18 protein-coding genes are annotated in these 17,886 nt (G+C 72.7%); 8 read left to right on the top strand and 10 right to left on the bottom strand.

Features of this window, described 5'->3' with window-relative positions; translation table 11 throughout:
* Window positions 1–147 precede the first annotated feature (147 nt).
* Entirely contained in the window at window positions 148–3,237 is a 3,090-nt protein-coding gene (locus ACFQQJ_RS03825; protein ID WP_377104280.1) for a PKD domain-containing protein, read from the top strand.
* Between the two features lie 2 nt (window positions 3,238–3,239).
* Here the strand turns inward: ACFQQJ_RS03825 and ACFQQJ_RS03820 are convergent, their stop codons facing one another.
* From ACFQQJ_RS03820 to rph, 3 genes are read right to left on the bottom strand one after another with little or no spacing between them, the layout of a single operon-like run.
* The gene (locus ACFQQJ_RS03820) at window positions 3,240–4,034 is read right to left on the bottom strand and encodes a thymidylate synthase (protein ID WP_377104279.1); all 795 of its coding nucleotides are present in this window, start codon (window positions 4,032–4,034) and stop codon (window positions 3,240–3,242) included.
* Window positions 4,034–4,642, bottom strand: coding sequence for an RdgB/HAM1 family non-canonical purine NTP pyrophosphatase (gene rdgB / locus ACFQQJ_RS03815; RefSeq protein WP_377104277.1), 609 nt, complete (start codon window positions 4,640–4,642; stop codon window positions 4,034–4,036). Before rdgB ends, ACFQQJ_RS03820 begins: the two co-directional genes overlap by 1 nt.
* The gene (rph, locus tag ACFQQJ_RS03810; RefSeq protein WP_377104274.1) at window positions 4,639–5,373 is read right to left on the bottom strand and encodes a ribonuclease PH; all 735 of its coding nucleotides are present in this window, start codon (window positions 5,371–5,373) and stop codon (window positions 4,639–4,641) included. Before rph ends, rdgB begins: the two co-directional genes overlap by 4 nt.
* 112 nt (window positions 5,374–5,485) lie before the next feature.
* Here rph and ACFQQJ_RS03805 point away from each other — a divergent pair, with 112 nt between their 5' ends.
* The 4 genes from ACFQQJ_RS03805 (at window position 5,486) to ACFQQJ_RS03790 (ending at window position 8,718) form a co-directional block, all read left to right on the top strand.
* On the top strand, window positions 5,486–6,649 hold the full coding sequence (locus ACFQQJ_RS03805) for an AAA family ATPase (RefSeq protein ID WP_377104272.1): 1,164 nt from the start codon (window positions 5,486–5,488) through the stop codon (window positions 6,647–6,649).
* A complete protein-coding gene (locus ACFQQJ_RS03800; RefSeq protein ID WP_377104270.1) occupies window positions 6,646–8,007 on the top strand; it encodes an AAA family ATPase in 1,362 nt (453 codons plus the stop codon). The genes ACFQQJ_RS03805 and ACFQQJ_RS03800 overlap by 4 nt, the downstream gene beginning before the upstream one ends.
* A 103-nt stretch (window positions 8,008–8,110) precedes the next feature.
* On the top strand, window positions 8,111–8,290 hold the full coding sequence (locus tag ACFQQJ_RS03795) for a hypothetical protein (protein ID WP_377104268.1): 180 nt from the start codon (window positions 8,111–8,113) through the stop codon (window positions 8,288–8,290).
* The gene (locus tag ACFQQJ_RS03790; RefSeq protein WP_377104266.1) at window positions 8,287–8,718 is read left to right on the top strand and encodes a rhodanese-like domain-containing protein; all 432 of its coding nucleotides are present in this window, start codon (window positions 8,287–8,289) and stop codon (window positions 8,716–8,718) included. Before ACFQQJ_RS03795 ends, ACFQQJ_RS03790 begins: the two co-directional genes overlap by 4 nt.
* A gap of 43 nt (window positions 8,719–8,761) precedes the next feature.
* Here the strand turns inward: ACFQQJ_RS03790 and murI are convergent, their stop codons facing one another.
* Window positions 8,762–9,571 (bottom strand): glutamate racemase, encoded by an 810-nt coding sequence (gene murI, locus ACFQQJ_RS03785; protein ID WP_377104265.1) that lies wholly within the window; start codon window positions 9,569–9,571, stop codon window positions 8,762–8,764.
* Between the two features lie 194 nt (window positions 9,572–9,765).
* On the opposite strand from murI, the gene ACFQQJ_RS03780 reads away from it, so the two are divergent.
* Window positions 9,766–9,933 (top strand): hypothetical protein, encoded by a 168-nt coding sequence (locus ACFQQJ_RS03780; RefSeq protein WP_377104263.1) that lies wholly within the window; start codon window positions 9,766–9,768, stop codon window positions 9,931–9,933.
* Window positions 9,934–10,414: 481 nt separating this feature from the next.
* On the opposite strand, the gene ACFQQJ_RS03775 is transcribed toward ACFQQJ_RS03780, so the two are convergent.
* The 5 genes from ACFQQJ_RS03775 to clpS all read right to left on the bottom strand — a co-directional run bounded on the left by ACFQQJ_RS03775 (window position 10,415) and on the right by clpS (window position 13,860).
* On the bottom strand, window positions 10,415–10,717 hold the full coding sequence (locus ACFQQJ_RS03775) for a hypothetical protein (RefSeq protein WP_377104261.1): 303 nt from the start codon (window positions 10,715–10,717) through the stop codon (window positions 10,415–10,417).
* A complete protein-coding gene (feoB, locus tag ACFQQJ_RS03770) occupies window positions 10,714–12,747 on the bottom strand; it encodes a ferrous iron transport protein B (protein ID WP_377104259.1) in 2,034 nt (677 codons plus the stop codon). Before feoB ends, ACFQQJ_RS03775 begins: the two co-directional genes overlap by 4 nt.
* The gene (locus ACFQQJ_RS03765) at window positions 12,747–12,983 is read right to left on the bottom strand and encodes a ferrous iron transport protein A (protein WP_377104257.1); all 237 of its coding nucleotides are present in this window, start codon (window positions 12,981–12,983) and stop codon (window positions 12,747–12,749) included. Before ACFQQJ_RS03765 ends, feoB begins: the two co-directional genes overlap by 1 nt.
* A 62-nt stretch (window positions 12,984–13,045) precedes the next feature.
* Window positions 13,046–13,603: a DUF2017 family protein gene (locus ACFQQJ_RS03760; protein WP_377104255.1), complete on the bottom strand. Its 558-nt coding sequence runs from the start codon at window positions 13,601–13,603 to the stop codon at window positions 13,046–13,048.
* The gene (gene clpS, locus ACFQQJ_RS03755; RefSeq protein ID WP_377104300.1) at window positions 13,603–13,860 is read right to left on the bottom strand and encodes an ATP-dependent Clp protease adapter ClpS; all 258 of its coding nucleotides are present in this window, start codon (window positions 13,858–13,860) and stop codon (window positions 13,603–13,605) included. The genes ACFQQJ_RS03760 and clpS overlap by 1 nt, the downstream gene beginning before the upstream one ends.
* Window positions 13,861–13,971: 111 nt before the next feature.
* Between clpS and ACFQQJ_RS03750 the strand changes: the two genes are divergently transcribed.
* Window positions 13,972–15,345 (top strand): nicotinate phosphoribosyltransferase, encoded by a 1,374-nt coding sequence (locus tag ACFQQJ_RS03750; RefSeq protein ID WP_377104253.1) that lies wholly within the window; start codon window positions 13,972–13,974, stop codon window positions 15,343–15,345.
* An 8-nt stretch (window positions 15,346–15,353) separates the two neighbouring features.
* On the opposite strand, the gene ACFQQJ_RS03745 is transcribed toward ACFQQJ_RS03750, so the two are convergent.
* Window positions 15,354–17,279: a BglG family transcription antiterminator gene (locus ACFQQJ_RS03745; protein ID WP_377104251.1), complete on the bottom strand. Its 1,926-nt coding sequence runs from the start codon at window positions 17,277–17,279 to the stop codon at window positions 15,354–15,356.
* A gap of 255 nt (window positions 17,280–17,534) precedes the next feature.
* Here ACFQQJ_RS03745 and ACFQQJ_RS03740 point away from each other — a divergent pair, with 255 nt between their 5' ends.
* Window positions 17,535–17,849 carry a PTS sugar transporter subunit IIB gene (locus tag ACFQQJ_RS03740; RefSeq protein ID WP_377104249.1) on the top strand — a complete coding sequence of 105 codons (315 nt, stop codon included), beginning with the start codon at window positions 17,535–17,537 and terminating at the stop codon, window positions 17,847–17,849.
* The last annotated feature ends 37 nt before the right edge of the window (window positions 17,850–17,886 follow it).

Raw genomic sequence — 17,886 nt, 5'->3', positions numbered from 1 at the left:
AGCCGCAGGCGCCGACGCAGCGGGACTCCGGTCGAGGGGGCGTCGAAGTCGCCATTGACACGCCTACCCGCCCGCCAGAGACTGGCAGTGCGGCCCACCCCCGCCGCTCGGGGCACTGTCGCCCGTTCGCGGGCCGGGGAGGACACGATGAGATCCCGACGTCCGGCGATCACCGCCGCAGCACTGTTCCTGGCCTTCCTTGCCCCCACACCGGCGCAGGCGGCCACGCCCGACGTCCCCGTCCTGGTCGCGCCCGCCAACGGGAGCACCGCCGCGGGCACCTCGCTGTCGCTGTCCGTCTCCGCCTCCGACCCGGACGGCGGCCCGCTCGACGTCCGCTTCGAGGGACGCCGCGCCGACGCCACGCAGGCCGGGGAGCCGTTCACGATCGTCGCCGTCCCGGACACGCAGAACTACACCTACAACGGCCGGACGGCGCTGCTCAACCAGCACATCCAGTGGGTCGCCGACAGCCGGACGCAGCTCAACACCGCGTTCGTGGCCCAGCTCGGCGACCTCGTCAGCAACCCCGCCGTGGCCAGCCAGTGGCAGGTCATCTCCGACGCGTTCGGGATCCTGGACGCCGCGGCGGTGCCGTACACGGTCGTCGGGGGCAACCACGACTTCGACACCACCACCGGCGCCTTCGCCGCCTACGACGCCGCCTTCCCGCCGTCCCGCTACGCCACGGCGACGTGGGCGCCGTCCACCGCACGCTACGGCGGCTACCTGGGGCAGAACCTGTTCGGGGCCGACCCGGTCGACCGTCGCAACATGGACAACTTCGCCCTGTTCAGCGCGGGCGGGATCGACTGGCTCGTGCTGAACCTGGAGTGGGAGGCCCCCGACTATGCGATGGACTGGGCGGCGAAGGTGCTCGACGCCTACCCCGACCGGCTCGCGATCATCGCCACCCACGCCTTCGTCGCGGAGAACGGCAACCGCTCCCCCATCACCGAGCGCCCCGGGGCGACGCCACCGGAGACCATCTGGACCAACCTGGTCAGGACCCACTGCACGGTGCGGCTGGTGCTCAACGGGCACTACCACAACAGCACCGGCGAGGCCCGGCGCTCCGACCTGAACTCCTGCGGCGACACCGTCCACCAGGTGCTCTCCAACTACCAGGACCGCCCGAACGGTGGCGACGGCTGGCTGCGCTACTACACCTTCGACCCCGTCGCTGACACGATGAGCGCCCGCACCTGGTCGACGAGCCTCAACCAGTTCGAGACCGACGACAACTCGCAGTTCACGGTTCCCTTCGTGCTGCCGGACGAGCCGACGGCCTTCGCCCCGATCGGCACCGCGACCGTCACCTCCGGGGCCACGGCGACCGTTCCCTGGACGGGGCTGGACGCCGGTGCGACGTATGAGTGGCGGGCGGTCGCCGACGACGGAACCACCACCGCCACCTCGAACACGTGGACGGTGACCACTCCCGGAACGGTGGCCCCGCTCGCCTCGGACGCGTTCGCCCGCGTCGGCTCCCGGTGGGGCGCCGCGGACGTCGGCGGCTCGTGGACCGACTCCGGCGCCGCCTACTTCGCCACCGACGGCACCTACGGGCAGGTGACCGTGTCCCGTGCCGGCTCCGGGCCCTCCGCGACGCTCCCGTCGGTATCGGCGAGGGACATCACCCTCACCACGGACGTGGCGCTGGCCGCGGTCCCGACCGGCGGGGCGTTCCTGCACACGACCATGGCCAGGGTGAACGGCACCACCTCCTACACACTCAACACCCGGATCGAGACGTCGGGCGCCCTGCGGCTCTACCTCTCCCGCGTGGTCTCCGGAGCGGAGACCCAGCTGAAGACCGTCGTCGTCAACGGCTTCGGCTACGCCGCCGGCGAGCGGCTGAAGGTCCGTTTCGACGTCCTGGGCCAGGGACCCACCACGCTGGAGGGAAAGGTGTGGCGCGCCTCGGGCACCGAGCCGCCCGCGCCGATGGTGGCGACGACGGACGCGACGGCCGGCCTCCAGTCCGCAGGCGCGGTGGGCCTGCGCTTCTACACCGGCTCGGGCACCACGAGCCTGCCCACCCGGGCCAGCGTCGACGCCATCCAGGTGCTGCCCTACGGCGGCACCCCGCCCGCCAACCAGCCGCCGGTGGCCGCGTTCACCGCCACCACCGGCGCGTGGCAGGTGGACGTGGACGCCTCGGGCTCCACCGACGACGGGACGATCACCGGCTACGCCTGGGACTTCGGCGACGGCGGTACCGGCACGGGCCGCACGGCCACCCACGACTACACCGCCGACGGCACCTACACCGTGAAGCTCACGGTCACCGACAACCAGGGCGCGTCCACCTCGGCGACCCGGCAGGTGGTCGTGACGAACGCGGCACCGACGGCCTCGTTCACCGCGAACGCCACCGGGCTGTCCGTGGCGGTGGACGCCTCCGCCTCGAGCGACGACGGGGCCGTCGCCGGGTACGCCTGGGACTTCGGCGACGGCGCCCACGGGACGGGCCGCACGGCGTCGCACACCTACGCCGCCGACGGCACCTACACCATCACGCTGACCGTGACAGACGACACCGGGCGGACGGCGAGCACCGACCGGCAAGTGAGTGTCGCGGCACCCACGACCACGGTGATCGCCTCGGACGCCTTCGCGCGCACACTGGCGTCCACGTGGGGGACGGCCGACACCGGCGGCTCCTGGACGATCACCTCGACCACCATGTTCTCGGTGAACGGCTCGCAGGGCCTGGTCACGATCCCGGCCGGGGGCAAGGGGCCGGTCGCCTACCTCGCCTCCGCCACCGCGCGGGACGTCTCGGTGGTCACCGACTTCGCGATCGACAAGGTGCCGACCGGCGGCGCGTACAGCCACTCGCTGCTGGCACGGATGAGCGGCACGACCACCTACTACCAGCTCACCGCGCGGGTGAACACCAACGGTTCGCTCCAGCTGTACCTGTCGCGGCTGGTCTCCGGGGTCGAGACGCAACTGAAGTCGGTGACGCTGGGCAGCTTCGCCTACGCCGCCGGCGACCGCGTGAAGCTGCGGCTGGACGTGTCCGGCACCGGGACCACCACTCTCGGCGGCCGGGCGTGGCGCGCCTCGGCGAGTGAACCGTCCGCGGACCAGGTGAGCGCCACCGACGGCACGGCCGCCCTGCAGGGTTCCGGGGCGCTGGGCGTGAAGTCGTACACCAGCTCCGCCCTCACGAGCCTGCCGGTGAAGGTCAGCGTCGCCGGCTTCCGGGTCACCCCGGCCGCCGGCTGAGCTCACACCGCGATCGGCGCCTTGATCCCGGGGTGCGGGTCGTAGTCGACGACCTGGATGTCGGCCAGCTCGAAGGCGTCGATCTCGGTGACGGCAGGGTTCAGCACGAGCCGCGGCAGCGGGCGCGGCTCGCGGGTGAGCTGCAGGCGCGCCTGCTCGACGTGGTTGGAGTACACGTGGGCGTCACCCAGGGTGTGCACGAAGTCACCGGCCTCGAGCCCGGTCACCTGCGCGACGAGGTGGGTGAGCAGCGCGTAGGACGCGATGTTGAACGGGACGCCGAGGAAGATGTCCGCCGAGCGCTGGTAGAGCTGGCAGCTCAGGCGGCCGTCCGCCACGTAGAACTGGAAGAAGGCGTGGCACGGCGGGAGAGCCATCTGGCCGAGCTGCCCCACGTTCCACGCGCTGACGATGTGACGCCGGCTGTCGGGATTGGTGCGGATCGACTCGATCACGCCCTTGATCTGGTCGACGTGGCCGCCGTCCGGCGTGGGCCACGAGCGCCACTGGTAGCCGTAGATCGGGCCCAGGTCGCCGTTGGCGTCGGCCCACTCGTCCCAGATCGTGATGCCGTTCTCGTGGAGCCAGCCGACGTTGGTCGAGCCGCGCAGGAACCACAGCAGCTCGCCGAAGATGCTGCGGGTGTGCAGCTTCTTCGTGGTGAGCAGCGGGAACCCCCGGGAGAGGTCGAACCGCATCTGGTGGCCGAACACGCTGCGGGTGCCGGTGCCCGTGCGGTCGGACTTCACCACCCCGTGGGTGAGCACGTGGTCGAGCAGGTCGAGGTACTGCTTCATCAGCGCTCCTTCAGGAGGTCGGAGAGTACCGGGACGATCGCGCGCACGGCCTGGCCGCGGTGGCTGATCGCGTCCTTCTGCTCCGGGGTGAGTTCCGCGTTGGTGACGGTGTTGCCGTCGGCGACGAAGATCGGGTCGTACCCGAAACCGTTGCCGCCCCGCGGCTCGAGCACCAGACGGCCCTCCATCACCCCGCGCACCAGGTGCTCGCCGCCGTCGGGGGTGACCAGCGCCATCGCGCAGACGAAGCGTGCGGTCCGGTCGGCGTCCGCGGTGTCGGTGAGCTGGGCGATCAGCAGGTCGAGGTTGCGGCTGTCGGTGGCCTCGGGACCGGACCAGCGGGCCGAACGGACGCCGGGCATGCCGTTGAGCAGGTCGACCTCGAGCCCGGAGTCGTCGGCGACCGCGATGTGTCCGGTGGCCGCGACCGCGGCACGCGCCTTGAGCAGGGCGTTGCCCTCGAACGTGCGCTCGGTCTCCGCGGGCTCCGGGTAGGCAGGGAAGGCGTCCAGGCCGCGCACGTCGGCGTCCACCCCCGCCGCGGCGAGGACGCGGTGCAGTTCTGCGGCCTTCTTGGCGTTGTGGGTGGCGACGACAACGACGCTCATGCGCGGACCACCGGCTGCGCCAGTGCCTCGTGCTGCCGCAGCGTCAGCTCCGCGCAGCCGGCCAGGCCGAGATCGAGCAGTTCGTCGAGCACCGCACGCCCGAACGGCCTGCCCTCTGCCGTGCCCTGCACCTCGACGAACTCCCCGGCGCCGGTGGCGACGACGTTCAGGTCGACCTCCGCACCGGAGTCCTCGCTGTAGCACAGGTCGAGCATCGGGGTGCCTCCGACGACGCCCACGCTGACGGCGGCGACGCTCCCCGTGAGCGGCTCGCCGGCGAGGGCTCCGCGCGCGCGGAGCCACTCCACCGCGTCGACGAGCGCCACGTAGGCGCCGGTGATGGACGCCGTGCGCGTGCCGCCGTCGGCCTGGAGCACGTCGCAGTCGAGCACGATCGTGTTCTCGCCCAGCGCCTGGTAGTCGATGACCGCGCGCAGGCTCCGTCCGATCAGCCGGCTGATCTCGTGGGTGCGGCCGCCGATGCGGCCCTTCACCGACTCCCGGTCGCTGCGGGTGTGGGTGGAACGCGGAAGCATGGCGTACTCGCTGGTCACCCAGCCCAGCCCGCTCCCCTTGCGCCAGCGCGGGACGCCCTCGGTGACCGACGCGGCCACGAGCACGCGGGTGGCGCCGAACTCCACGAGCACCGAGCCCTCGGCGTGGTCGAGCCAGTTGCGGGTGATGCGCACCGGGCGCAGGTCGGACGGGCCACGGCCATCAGCTCTGTTCACGCCGCTCACCCTAGCGGGACCCGCCGACACCCCCCAGTGGCCCTTCTGGACACCGTCCCGTCCCGAGATAGATGCCTACTCAGGCATATATCTCTTCGGGTATGTTCTTTCCATGAGTGTCCTCCAGCCGATCGAGCCCGTCCTCGGCGGTGTCGTCGACCCCGACGACCTCGTGGGCCGTCGCGACGAGCTGCGGCGCCTCGAGCGGGCCGTGGCCCACGGCGGGGCGTACCTGGTCGGCGACCGGCGCATGGGCAAGACCTCCGTGCTCCGCAAGGCCCGTCGCGAGCTCGAGGCGTCCGGCCACGTCGTGCTGTACGTCTCGGCGGAGACCGACACCCTGCGCAAGTTCGAGGACGCCGTCGCGGAGGCCATCCGCGCGCACCCGGTGCTCGGGCCGTCCTGGCGCACCTGGCGCCGCTCGTTCGAGGGCGAGGTGACCCTCGGCTTCCTCGGGCAGTCCCTGCGCCTCCAGGGCGCGGCCAGCCGGGGCGCGGACCCCGAGCGCGACGTGTTCGTGCTGTGCGCGCGCGCCGCGGAGCGGGCGGGCGCCCCGTCCTTCGTGCTGGTCGTCGACGAGGTGGCCCAGCTCGCCTTCCACCTGGCCGCGCAGGAGCAGGGAGCGGGAGCGGAGTTCCTCCGGACGCTGCGGCGCCTCCGCCAGGCAGAGCGGCCACGGACGGCGATCGTGCTGGCCGGCTCGGTCGGGCTCCACCACGCCGTCGCGGAGAAGGACCCGCTGAACGACCTGCCGCGGATCGAGATCGGACCCCTCCCGCCTGCCGAGGCCGACGAACTCGCCCAACGCCTGCTGCTGGCGGTGTTCGGCGACCCGCACCCCGCGGTCGCGTCCCGCATCGCCGGGGCCGTCGCCGGCATTCCGTACTACATCCACAGCCTCGTCGGGGCGCTGGACCAGCGCGGCGCGGACGTGGCGTCCGCCGACGTCGACGGGCTGGTGGACCAGGCGCTCGACGAGAACACCTGGGACACCGACCACTATTACGACCGGATCGCCAAGTACTACCCGGGCGAGGAGGAGCTGGTGGTCGCCGTCCTGGACGAGCTGAGCCACCGCGAGGCCGCGACGAGGGACGAGCTCGCCGCCACCCTGCGCAACCAGTTCTTCGAGGACCCGCCCGGCGTGGCGGCGGTCGGCGAGGTACTGAACCGGATGCGCCTCGACAACTACCTCACCTACGCCGACGGCGCCTACCGGCTGGAGACCGCGCTGCTCGGCAGGATCTGGACCCGACTCCGCCGGCGGCGCGGATGACCTCTGTGGAGCGCAGCCGGCCCTACACCCCGCAGCGGGAGGATCCCGCCGTCCTGGCGGCCCGAACGGTGGGCAGGGAGCGCCTGCTCGCGTCCCTCCAGCGCAGCTTCCGCTCCGCGGCCACCAAGGCCAACCGCAACCACACCCTGCTCGTCGGCCCGCGCGGCAGCGGGAAGAGCCATGTGATCGAGGTCGCGCTGTACGCGCTGCGCCAGGACGCGGCGCTGGCGTCGCGCTTCGCCGTCGTCCGGCTGCCCGAGGACGCGATGGGGCTGGTGGGCATCGAGCGCGTCACCGCGCTCGTCTGCGCCGACCTCGGCGTGCGGTCGCCGCCGGCGAGCCTCGCCGCGCAGCAGCAGGCGATCCACGTGGCTCTCGGTGGCCGCGTGCTGCTCCTGGTGGCGGAGAACCTCGACCGCGTGATGCGCGCCCTCGGCCCGGGTGGGCAGCGTGACCTGCGCTCGTGGGTGGAGACCTCCGGCGACGTGCTCCTGCTGGCCAGCACGCCACTGCTGTTCGCCGGCGTGCAGGACAGGGACAAGCCGTGGTACGGCGCGTTCGCGACGATCGCCGTTCCGCCGCTGACCCCCCGCGAGGGTCACGAGCTGCTGCTCCGCCTGGCCGGCCAGCACGGGGACAGTGCCCTCGCCGAGCACCTGCGCACCCCCCGCGGGCGGGCACGCGTCCGGGCACTGGCCGAGCTGACCGGGGGCTCACCGAGGGTGTGGACGATCCTGTCCGGCTGCGTGACACCGGAGAGCCTGGACGCGCTCGTGCCGGCCGTCCACGAGCTGCTGGAGGAGCTCGTCCCCGCCTACCAGCAGTTGTTGTGGGACCTGCCCCCCGGGGAGCAGGTGGTGGTCGAGGCCCTGTCGACCGGGCGCTACGCGGCCCTGACGGTCTCCGAGCTCGCGGCGGCGACCGGGATCGGGCAGCCGCAGGTGTCGAAGATCGTGCGCGGCCTCGCGGCGAACCGCTGGGTCGTGGCCGACAAGCTGCCCCGCGGCGACCAGCGCCGCACCTGGTACCAGCTGCGCGAGCCGCTGCTGCGGCACCACGTCGCCTACCGGGCCGGCGAGCTGGGTGCGGTCACGCTGGTCGCGTCCCTGCTGCGCGAGTACTTCGAGGTGGGGCGCGCCCGGGGCCCCGCCACCGCGCGCGCCGCCGTCCGGCTGGGTACAGAGGTGGGGACGGACGAGGCCGCCGGCCTGCTCGCCACCGTCACCGCGGCGCTGGAGGGCTCGGCGGAGGCGCGCCTGCGGGTGCCGCTCGAGCTCCGCGCCCTGGTCGAGGAGCCGTCCGCGCGGGCGGGACGTGGCCCGGCCGCCGTGGGCGGCGAAGGGTCGGGGGCGGCATGAGCCGCCTCGCGCCGCGTCCACGGAGCGGACCGCCGGATTTGATCGTTGGATACCCCCCGGGGTATATTGGAGCCACACCCGGAAACGTAGAGGAGTCCCCAAGATGTGTCGTCCCGTGAGCTGCAACGTCTGCGGCAAGACCACCTGGGCCGGTTGCGGCCAGCATGTCGCGTCGGTCAAGTCCATGGTGCCCGCGTCCCAGTGGTGCGGTGGCCAGCACAGCGCCGAGGACATGGCTGCGGCCAAGCCCCGCGGCGGCATGTTCGGCATCTTCGGCCGGTGAGGTCCGCCCCCCTCGCCGCGGCCCTGGTGGCCGCGGCGACCCTCCTGGCGGGCTGCTCGGGCACCGCGCCCAGCGTGAGCGCGGGCCCGACGGCCGCCGCCGTCCCCGCTGCCGGCTCGTCCCTCGGCCCCGCGGACTTCGCCGCGGCGGCCAAGCTGCCGAACACGGTCGTGCTCGACGTGCGCACTCCGCAGGAGTTCGCGGCCGGCCACCTGCCCGGCGCTACCAACATCGACGTCGAGTCGGCCGACTTCCCGCAGAAGATCGCCTCGCTCGACAAGGCGGCCACGTACGCCGTGTACTGCCGCAGCGGCAACCGGTCGAAGGTGGCCATGTCCGCCATGCAGCAGGCCGGCTTCACCCAGCTGTTCGACCTGGCCGGCGGCATCAACGCGTGGACCTCCGCCGGCGGCGCGACCACGACCTAGGACCTGCCCGTCCCCCCCGGCCGCACCGTCGCCGGCCGGCTCCCTAGCCGGCGACGGTGTAGACCTGCTCCACCCGGTCGACGAAGCCACCCATCAGGCGGCGGCCGATCCCGGCGAACAACTCGGGGCTGCCCGTGGTGAGGAACCGGAGGCTCGGCTCCCGGGGCCCGTGGTGGACCAGGCCCTGGTCGGTGAGTGTCGCGAAGACCTCCTTGGCACACTCCTCCGCCGAGGAGACCAGCGTCACGTCGTCGCCGATCACGTAGGAGATCACGCCCGCGAGGAGCGGGTAGTGCGTGCAGCCGAGGATGAGGGTGTCGATCCCCGCCTCGCGCAGCGGCAGCAGGTAGTCCTGCGCGGCGCGCAGCAACGCGTCCCCGCCGGTGACACCGGCCTCGACGAAGTCCACGAACAGCGGGCAGGGTGTCGTCACGAGCTGCACGCCGGGAACGGCGGCCAGCGCGTCGTCGTAGCTTCCGGACGTGGCGGTCGCCTCGGTGCAGATGAGGCCGATGCGGCCCGTCCTGCTGGCGCGCACCGCGCGTCGCGCCGCGGGCAGGATCACGTCCACCACCGGCACGTCGTAGCGCTCCCGTGCGTCCCGCAGCACGGCGGACGAGGCGGAGTTGCACGCGATCACCAGCGCCTTGACCCCCGAGTCGGCCAGGTAGTCGAGGCACTCCAGCGCGTACTCGCGGACCTCGGGGATCGACTTCGTGCCGTAGGGGGCCCGCGCGGTGTCGCCGAGGTAGATCATGTCCTCGTTCGGAAGCTGGTCGAGCAGCGCCCGGGCCACCGTCAGCCCGCCGAAGCCGGAGTCGAAGACTCCGATCGGGGCGTCGGGGGTGGTCACGTGCACCGACTCTAGGGGCGCGGCACACTGGAGACCAATCGGCCCCCACCGCTTCGCTACGCGCAGTTCACGGCGCTACGCGAGTTCGGGCAGCGCGACGAACCACGCGCAGGGAAGCTGCGGAGGCCAGGGGGCGGACGACGGGTGGCGAGAGCCGTGGGCCCACAGGCGGACGACGAGGAGGAGGCGTGCCGATGGCATCGGAGCCGATCGACTTCACCCGGATCGCACTGCGCACGCTCCGGGCGCTCGACGACGGACGCCGTGCCGTCGAGAAGCAGTGGCGGGAGTGGACGTCCCCTGCCCGGCCCGACGACGCGCAGCCCCCGTCCGATCGGCGCCAGCCACCCGACATCTGGTAGCCCCGTCCCGGCCACCCGGGGTCGACCCGGCGTGCCCGCACCCGGCGGCCCCACACTGAGGGCCAGCCTTCCGGCCGAGGGCCAGCACACAGGGACGAGCCCTCGACATCAAGGCTGGCCCTCGAACGGGAGTGCTGGCTCTCACCACCGGAGGCGGCACCTACGGGCCGTGTGCTACGCCGTGGGACGCGCCAGGCTCGTCGACGCGCGCCGTTCCACGATGCTGTTCGTGGCTCCAGGGACCCGCGGCCGACGGCGAGCCGGCGCGCCACCCACGTCCTCTCCGATCGGCGCTCCGAGCACGCCGAGGGCCAGCCTTCCTGCCGAGGGCCAGCACACAGGAGCGAGCCCTCGGCGCGAAGGCTGGCCCTCACCCGTGGGGGCTGGCCCTCACCCGTGGGGGCTGGCCCTCACCACGGGGGGGCGGCCGTCACGCCGGACGGCTGGCCGTCACGCAGGACGGCGAGCCCTCACGGGCGACTCAGCGGCGGGACAGGGTGAGGGTGACCAGGCCGGGGCGGCGTCCGGGGACGGGGGCGGGCAGGCCGCAGCCGGGGGCGCCGTCGGTGGCGGACGCGCATCCGCCGCAGCCGGACGGGGGGCAGCCGATCGAGAGCTCGCGCGACTCGATGCGGCCGGACCGGACGAGGTGGTCGACGGCCGCGCGGACGACCGACTCGTCCAGCCCGCTGCGCAGCGCGATGCCCGCGACGGTCGGCGTCCCCGCGCGCACCTCGGCGAGCACGAGGCTCAGCGGCCCCCGGGTGGCCGGCGCCGCGCTCACCAGAACAGCCTTCCCACCTGGAAGACCGCGACGGCGAGCAGCCAGGCCGTCGCCAGCTGCATCGCGACGCCGAACAGCGTCCACTTCGGCCCGATCTCCCGCCACTGGGCGGCCAGCGTCGCCACGCACGGCGTGTAGGCAAGCAGGAACACCATGAAGGCCAGTGCCGCCGGGACGGGGTGCCCGCCCGAGGAGGCCTCGAAGTCGGAGCGGACCCGCTCGCCGAGCGAGCCCGGGTCCGCGCCGGACGGCTCCTCGAGGGCGTAGGTCTGGGCCCAGGCCGAGACCACAGCCTCCTTCGCCACGAACCCGACGACCAGCGCGGACGTCGTCTGCCACTGGGCGAACCCGGCCGGCGCGAACACCGGCGTGATCGCCTGCGCGGCGACGCCGTACGCCGACTGGGCCACCGGCACCTCGCCGAAGGCCTGCCCGGGCTGGGTCGGGATCGACTGGAACAGCCAGACCGCGCACACCGTCGCGACGATGATGCCGGACGCCGTCTGCAGGAAGCCCTTCAGCCGCACCCAGGTCACGGACGCGGTCAGCCGCAGCGTCGGCACCTGGTAGGCGGGCAGGTCGATGATCAGGGGGTCGGTGCCCATCGTGCGCCACAGCGTGCGGCGCAGCACGAGGCCGGCGAGCACCACGAGGTGGATCGACACCACGTACATCGCGAACACGGCGGTGCCCGCGTACGGCCCGAAGAACACGCTGCCGAGCATCACGAACACGGTGAGCCGGGCGGTGCACGAGGTGAACGGCACGAGCAGCGCGGTCAGCACGCGCTGCCGCGCGCTGGGCAGGATGCGGGTGGCGGAGATGGCGGGGACGTTGCAGCCGAAGCCGACGATCAGCGGGAGGAAGGCCCGCCCCGGCAGCCCGATCGCCCGCATCAGCCGGTCGGTCACGACGGCGGCGCGGGCCAGGTAGCCGGAGTCCTCCAGCAGCGCGAGCAGGACGAACATCAGGGTCATCAGCGGGACGAAGGTCAGCAGCATGCCGACGCCGGCGATCAGCCCGTCCACCACCAGCCCCTCGACCCAGCTCCCGCCGAGGCCGAGGCTGCCCAGCAGCCACGTCGCTGCGTCGCTGACCGGGCCGGCGAACAGCCCGTCGAGCAGGTCCTGCAGGGGCGCTGCCACGGCGGTCGTGATCTGGAACACCAGCCACATCACCCCGAGGAAGATCAGCGGCCCGAGCACGGGGGCGGTCACCCAGCGGTCCACCGTGTCGGAGAAGGTCCGGGCGTGCTCGGCCGGGGCGGACGTGCCGGCAGCGACGGCACCGGCGATCCAGCCGAAGCGGTCGTCGTCCAGTTCGAGCTGGTCGGTGGTCGACGGCACGGGACGCGGCGCGGGCTCCGGCCCGCCCAGGCCGTCGCGGACGGCGGCGGCGAGCGCCTCCAGCCCGGCGCGCCGCCGCGGGTCGATCGCCACCACCGGGCAGCCCAGGGCCTGCGCCAGGGTTGCCGGGTCGACGGCGATGCCGCGCTTGGCCGCGACGTCCACCATCGTCAGCGCGACGAGGATCGGCAGGCGTCGCTCCCGCAGCTGCGCGACGAGGTAGAGGCTGTTGGCCAGCCGGGACGCATCGCAGGCCACCACGCACAGGTCGGGACGCTCGTCGTCCGGGACGCCCACGAGCAGCTGCCGGGTGAGCTCCTCGTCCGGGGAGTGCGGGTCGAGGGAGTAGGCCCCGGGGAGGTCGACGAGGGTGGTGTCGAGGCGCTGCTCCGCGTCGTCACAGGTGCACTCGTCGCAGGTGCACGTCGCGGCCGCCGTGGTGGTCTTCCACAGCCCGCGCGACACCTCGACCGTGGTGCCCGGCCAGTTGCCCATCGTGACCCTCGCCCCGGTCAGGGCGTTGAAGAGCGTCGACTTGCCGGTGTTGGGCGCCCCGACGAGGGCAACGACCGGCGCTTCCGGCCCGGCCCCCACGCCGCCCCCGGTGTGGCAGCAGGCCTTCACCGACGGCGCGGGCACCAGCAGGTCGAGGACGCGCGGGCGCTGCTGCTCCGCGGTCGCCATCAGCGGGCGACCTCTGCGCGGAGCTGGCCGAGCAGGTCGGCGCCCAGCGCGATCCGGGACCCGTTCACCAGTGCCACGCGGCCGCCGCCGGCCGTCTTCTGCAGCAGGGAGAACCGGGTGCCGACCCTCAGCCCGAGCGAGGACAGGCGCTGGCACACGCTCTCGGGCGCCGGCGAGTCGAGCAGGGTGAGGTGGGTGCCCAGCGGGGCGCGAGCGAGGTCCGTACCTACGTACATGTGCGTAAGGTTAGCCTAACCGAATAACGAACGCACCTCGTCCCGCAAAACGTGCGAGGAGGTCAGCGCAGGCCGAGCAGGTTCTCGGTGAGGTAGGCGATCCACTCGTAGACGCGGTAGATGTAGCTGCGCGGGTCGTCCTCGTCCAGCGCGTCCAGCTCCTCGGCGTCCGCGGGCGTCTCGATGCCGAGCCTCACGGCCAGGCTCAGCCGCAGGGCGGTGAGCGTCTTCAGCCAGGCGTCCAGCTCGATCACCCGCACCTGCACCCGGTGGGTGCCCGCTTCGCTGTCGCGCAGCGCGGACATCACCACCTCCGCCTGGGCGAGCCGCTCCGATCGCTGCCGCGACTGGGTGAGCCGCCGGAACTCCCCCGACGCCTCCGCGTCACCGGCATAGGCGTCCGGGAACAGCCGCCGGATGACCGGGTCGGAGTGGTCGAGCAGGTCGGGCTCGGCGAGCTCGGCCTGCCAGCGGGCGAACGAGTCGCCAACCTCGGGGGCCTCCTCGCCGTCGGACTCCAGCAGGCCGGAGAACTGCTCCACCAGCGATTCAAGGAGCGTCGCCTCGTAGTCGGTGAGCTTCATCAGGATGGTCGGGCCCGACCGCGCGAAGTCGCGCATCAGCCCTGCTCCAGCGTGGCCCACAGGCCGTAGCCGTGCATCGCGTCCACGTCGGTCTCCATCTGCTCCCTGCTGCCGCCCGACACGACCGCCTTGCCGTTGTTGTGCACCTGGAGCATCAACTCGGTCGCCTTCGCCTCCGCGTAGCCGAAGTAGCTGGTGAACACGTGCGTCACGTAGCTCATCAGGTTCACCGGGTCGTCCCACACGATGGTGACCCACCCGGTCAGCGCGGACTCCGCCGGACGCTCCGACACGGCGGTGACCCCGCCCGGCTGGACCGGCTCGTTCTCCCCTGGCACCCGGCCATTCTGGCACGCGCGCCGCGGTGCGCCGCCGAGCGGTGCGGCAGTGGTTAGTCTGGCCGCATGAGCCTTCTGACGTCGCCGTCGGGCGCCCTGGCGAGCACGGCGCTGCTGACCGACCACTACGAACTCACGATGGTGCGGGCCGCGCTGCGGTCCCAGACGGCGTTCCGTCGTAGTGTGTTCGAGCTGTTCGCCCGGCGCCTGCCGGAGGGACGCCGCTACGGCGTGGTGGCCGGCGTGGGCCGGGCCCTGGACGCGATCCAGGCGTTCCGGTTCGACGAGGTGACGCTCAACTACCTGCTCGAGCAGAACGTGATCGACACCGACCTGGCCGACTGGCTCAGCCGCTACAAGTTCAAGGGCAACATCTGGGGCTACCCCGAGGGAGAGGTGTACTTCCCGGGCTCGCCGCTGCTCATCGTCGAGGGGACGTTCGCCGAGGCGTGCATCCTCGAGACGCTCCTGCTGAGCATCTACAACTACGACTGCGCGGTCGCCTCCGCCGCGTCCCGGATGACCGCGATGGCCGGCGAGCGTCCCTGCATCGAGATGGGCTCGCGCCGCACGAACGAGTACGCGGCGGTCGCGGCCGCGCGCGCCGCTTACATCGCGGGCTTCGCCTCCACCTCCAACCTCGAGGCCGGCCACCGTTACGGGATCCCGACCACCGGCACGGCGGCGCACTCGTTCACCCTCCTGCACGACAGCGAGGAGGAGGCCTTCAAGGCCCAGCTGAAGACCCTCGGCAGGGGCACCACGCTGCTCGTCGACACCTACGACATCGAGGAGGCGGTCCGCACCGGCGTCCGGCTCAGCAAGGGCAGGCTCGGCGCGATCCGGCTCGACTCCGGTGACCTGGCCGAGCAGGCGGCCGACGTCCGCAAGCTCCTCGACTCCCTCGGTGCGACCCAGACCCGGATCGTCGTCACCTCCGACCTCGACGAGTTCCAGATCGCCGCCCTGCGCGGCGCCCCGGTGGACGGCTTCGGCGTGGGCACGTCGCTGGTCACCGGCTCGGGCGCGCCGACCTGCGGGTTCGTCTACAAGCTGGTCGCGCGCGCATCGTCGGACAAGAAGGACGCGGAGCTGCTCCCGGTGGCCAAGAAGAGCATCGACAAGGTGTCCGTCGGCGGACGCAAGTATGCCCTGCGCCGGTTCGACGCGAAGGGCCGGGCCGAGGCAGAGGTGATCGGGATCGGCGCGCCCCCGGCCGACGACGGCAACGACCGCCCGCTCCTCGTGCCGATCATGGTCAAGGGCAAGGCCGTGGCGCGGGAGCCGCTGGCCGCGGCCAGGGAGCGCCACCAGCGCGTCCGGTCGGAACTGCCGCTCTCGGCGCTGAAGATGAGCAAGGGCGAGCCGGCCCTGCCGACCGTCCTGCTCGACCACGAGGGCGCGCCGACCGACAACCCGTACGAGGCCGTCCGTTCCTGAGCGGCGGCTCAGCCGTCGATGACGGCCACGAGTTCGTCGAGGAAGGCAGGCAGGTCGGTGCCGCGGTGCACGAGCCGCTGGACGCTGTCGCGCTCGCTGAACACCTCGACGAGCTGCTCGAAGACCGTCTGGAAGGCCGCCCGGTCGCTCTCGGAGAACGCCACCATCACGACCACCTGCACCCGCCACTCCCCCCACGGGATCGGCCGGTCGGCCATGCCGACCGCGATGGCCGTCCTGGTCGCCGTCATGCTCAGCGAGTGCGGGACGGCCAGTGACTCGGTGAACGCTGTCGACGACATCCGCTCGCGCTCGATGCTCGCCTCGACGTAGCCGTCGTCGATCACGCCCTCGGCGACGAGCAGCGCACCGAGCCGCCGGATGATCGCCTCCTCGCCCGCGTCCGCATCGAGGTCGCGGACGAAGGAGCGCGGCGCGAAGTACTTCTCCAGTTCCGCGCGCAGCCGGGCGAGGCGCCGCGTCCGCCGCACCCGCATCGCCGCGGCGTGCACACGCTCGACGTCGGCGTCGGTCAGGAACAGCGGGATCGAGACGATCCGGTCGCTGCGCCGGGGCGGCGCGATCGTGGTGAGGATCAGGTCGGAGTCCATCGCGTCCCAGTCGGGGTCCGCGCGCGTCTCCACCCGCACGACCTGGATGGACTTGCCCAGTGAGCGGTCCACGCTCGAGCGGAGCAGGCTGTGCAGGTCGTGGTAGCCCGGGCAGACGATGGTGGCCGTGGGCGGCGCGTCGTCGGTCCGGCTGGCCTCCAGCCGCGCCCCGACGTGCATGGCGATGTAGGCGATCTCCTCGTCGACCAGGGGGATCCCCAGCCGGTCGCGCAGCCGAGTCGCGATGTACACCGCCACCTCGAAGATCATCGGGTAGGACGCCTTCAGCGTGCGGGTGAGCGGGTTGCGCGACCAGGCGGCGTTCGCCACCCGCTCGACCAGGTTCTGCACGTGGAGGATCAGCCGCCAGGTGAAGTCCTCCCCCGACAGGTCGATCAGGAACTCCGCCGCGGCAGCGGCGCAGGCGTCCAGCACCGCCTGCTCGACCTCCGGCGAGACGCGCTGCCGTGCGAGCGCCTGCACCGAGTCGCCCCTGGGCGCGACGACCCGGCTGAGCACCACGGCGGTCAGGAACTCACGGTCACCGTCGCCGAAGCGCAGGCCCAGGTGCCGCTGCGCGAGTTCGTCCAGCACGCCGCCGATGACGACCTCGTCCTCGCGCGGCTGGCCGCTGCCGGTCGCCACCGTGCGCCCGCGGGCGATGCGGTCGGCGGCGATCGCCACGTGCATCAGCACGTCGGCGATCGCGTACTCGTTGACGAAGTACCCCAGCCCGCCGAGGGCGTCCACGAGGTCGGTCTTGAACCGCGCGTAGACGTCCGCCCCGATCGAGCCCTCGCCGAGCACCCGCATCAGCGCCGGGAAGTCCAGCGACTCCATCTCGGTCTGGTCGTGCACCAGCCGGCTCAGCAGCCGCCGGTGCGCCAGCTCTGAGCCCTGGAGCCACACCCGTGAACCCTGCCGCTCCAGGCTGAGCCCGCTGCCGCCGATGAAGCTGCGCACCCGGGCGAGGTCGGCCTCGATGGTGGCGGAACTCACGTAGATCTCGTCCGCGGTGTCGTGCACGTCGAGCGGGGTCTCGCTCTCCAGCAGCCGTCGGACGAGCTGGTGGAAGCGGTCGCGGGGCGTGCCGGGCTCGACGGAGCCTTCGCGCTGCGCGGCCCGCGCGGCCGGCCCGGCCCGGTAACCCTGCGCCCCCGACTCGACGACGACGCCGTCGGGGACGCGGGCGTTGAGCGCGGCGACGTAGGTGCGCACCGAACGCGGCGTGACTCCCAGATAGTCGGCGAGCGAGGCAGCGGTCACCCAGTCCTCGACCCTCACCAGGTGGGTGAGGAGCCTGTTCTGTCGCGACCTCGACAACGTTCCGACCTTCCTGAGCCGAGATGCCTGCAGGCGTCGACGCGGCCCTGCGTTCACCACAGTCAAGCATGTCCGGGTCGGCGCGGACACCCACCCCCGCCGCGGCCCGTCCCGGCAATCTTGCCGCCCCCCGGCCGCGAGCGGCGGCCCCACGCCCGTGCGACCCCGCTGATCGTTCCTTCCGCCCTCCCGGAAAATCGCGTGGTTGAGGGGCCCGTGCACGCCTCCCCATCATTGGGGGCGAGGGAGGCATCGATGAGGATCCTGGTGGTGTGCGGCGCAGGGGCGTCCAGCACGTTCGTCGCGATGCGGGTCAACAGCGCGGCGCGGGCCCGGAACCTGGGCCACTCCGCGACGGCGACCAACGAGGCGGCCCTGGAGGCCGGACTGCCGTCCGCCGACCTGGTCCTCCTCGGCCCTCACCTCGCCCCCCGCTTCGAGCAGATCCGCGACCTCGCCGCCCCGCACGGCGTCGGCGTCGTCCTGCTCGACGCGACCGTCTTCTCCGATCTCGACGGCACCAGGACGCTGGCCCGCATCGAGGCGGAGGTCGACGCCGGCAACGCCTGACCACCGCTGCCGACCACCCACCGACCACACCCACCGG

Origin of the sequence: Propionicimonas sp. T2.31MG-18, assembly GCF_964266745.1 — a bacterium.
GTDB lineage: Bacteria > Actinomycetota > Actinomycetes > Propionibacteriales > Propionibacteriaceae > Propionicimonas.
Note: the sequence above shows the minus strand (reverse complement) of the source record. Positions and strands in the feature narration are given on the sequence as shown.

What these genes read in the sequence shown, in the direction of transcription:
- ACFQQJ_RS03825 (WP_377104280.1), top strand. Translation starts at nt 148, where the DNA reads ATGAGATCCCGACGTCCGGCGATCACCGCCGCAGCACTGTTCCTGGCC.
- ACFQQJ_RS03820 (WP_377104279.1), bottom strand. Translation starts at nt 4,034, where the DNA reads ATGAAGCAGTACCTCGACCTGCTCGACCACGTGCTCACCCACGGGGTG.
- rdgB (WP_377104277.1), bottom strand. Translation starts at nt 4,642, where the DNA reads ATGAGCGTCGTTGTCGTCGCCACCCACAACGCCAAGAAGGCCGCAGAA.
- ACFQQJ_RS03805 (WP_377104272.1), top strand. Translation starts at nt 5,486, where the DNA reads ATGAGTGTCCTCCAGCCGATCGAGCCCGTCCTCGGCGGTGTCGTCGAC.
- ACFQQJ_RS03800 (WP_377104270.1), top strand. Translation starts at nt 6,646, where the DNA reads ATGACCTCTGTGGAGCGCAGCCGGCCCTACACCCCGCAGCGGGAGGAT.
- ACFQQJ_RS03795 (WP_377104268.1), top strand. Translation starts at nt 8,111, where the DNA reads ATGTGTCGTCCCGTGAGCTGCAACGTCTGCGGCAAGACCACCTGGGCC.
- ACFQQJ_RS03780 (WP_377104263.1), top strand. Translation starts at nt 9,766, where the DNA reads ATGGCATCGGAGCCGATCGACTTCACCCGGATCGCACTGCGCACGCTC.
- feoB (WP_377104259.1), bottom strand. Translation starts at nt 12,747, where the DNA reads ATGGCGACCGCGGAGCAGCAGCGCCCGCGCGTCCTCGACCTGCTGGTG.
- ACFQQJ_RS03765 (WP_377104257.1), bottom strand. Translation starts at nt 12,983, where the DNA reads ATGTACGTAGGTACGGACCTCGCTCGCGCCCCGCTGGGCACCCACCTC.
- ACFQQJ_RS03760 (WP_377104255.1), bottom strand. Translation starts at nt 13,603, where the DNA reads ATGCGCGACTTCGCGCGGTCGGGCCCGACCATCCTGATGAAGCTCACC.
- ACFQQJ_RS03750 (WP_377104253.1), top strand. Translation starts at nt 13,972, where the DNA reads ATGAGCCTTCTGACGTCGCCGTCGGGCGCCCTGGCGAGCACGGCGCTG.
- ACFQQJ_RS03740 (WP_377104249.1), top strand. Translation starts at nt 17,535, where the DNA reads ATGAGGATCCTGGTGGTGTGCGGCGCAGGGGCGTCCAGCACGTTCGTC.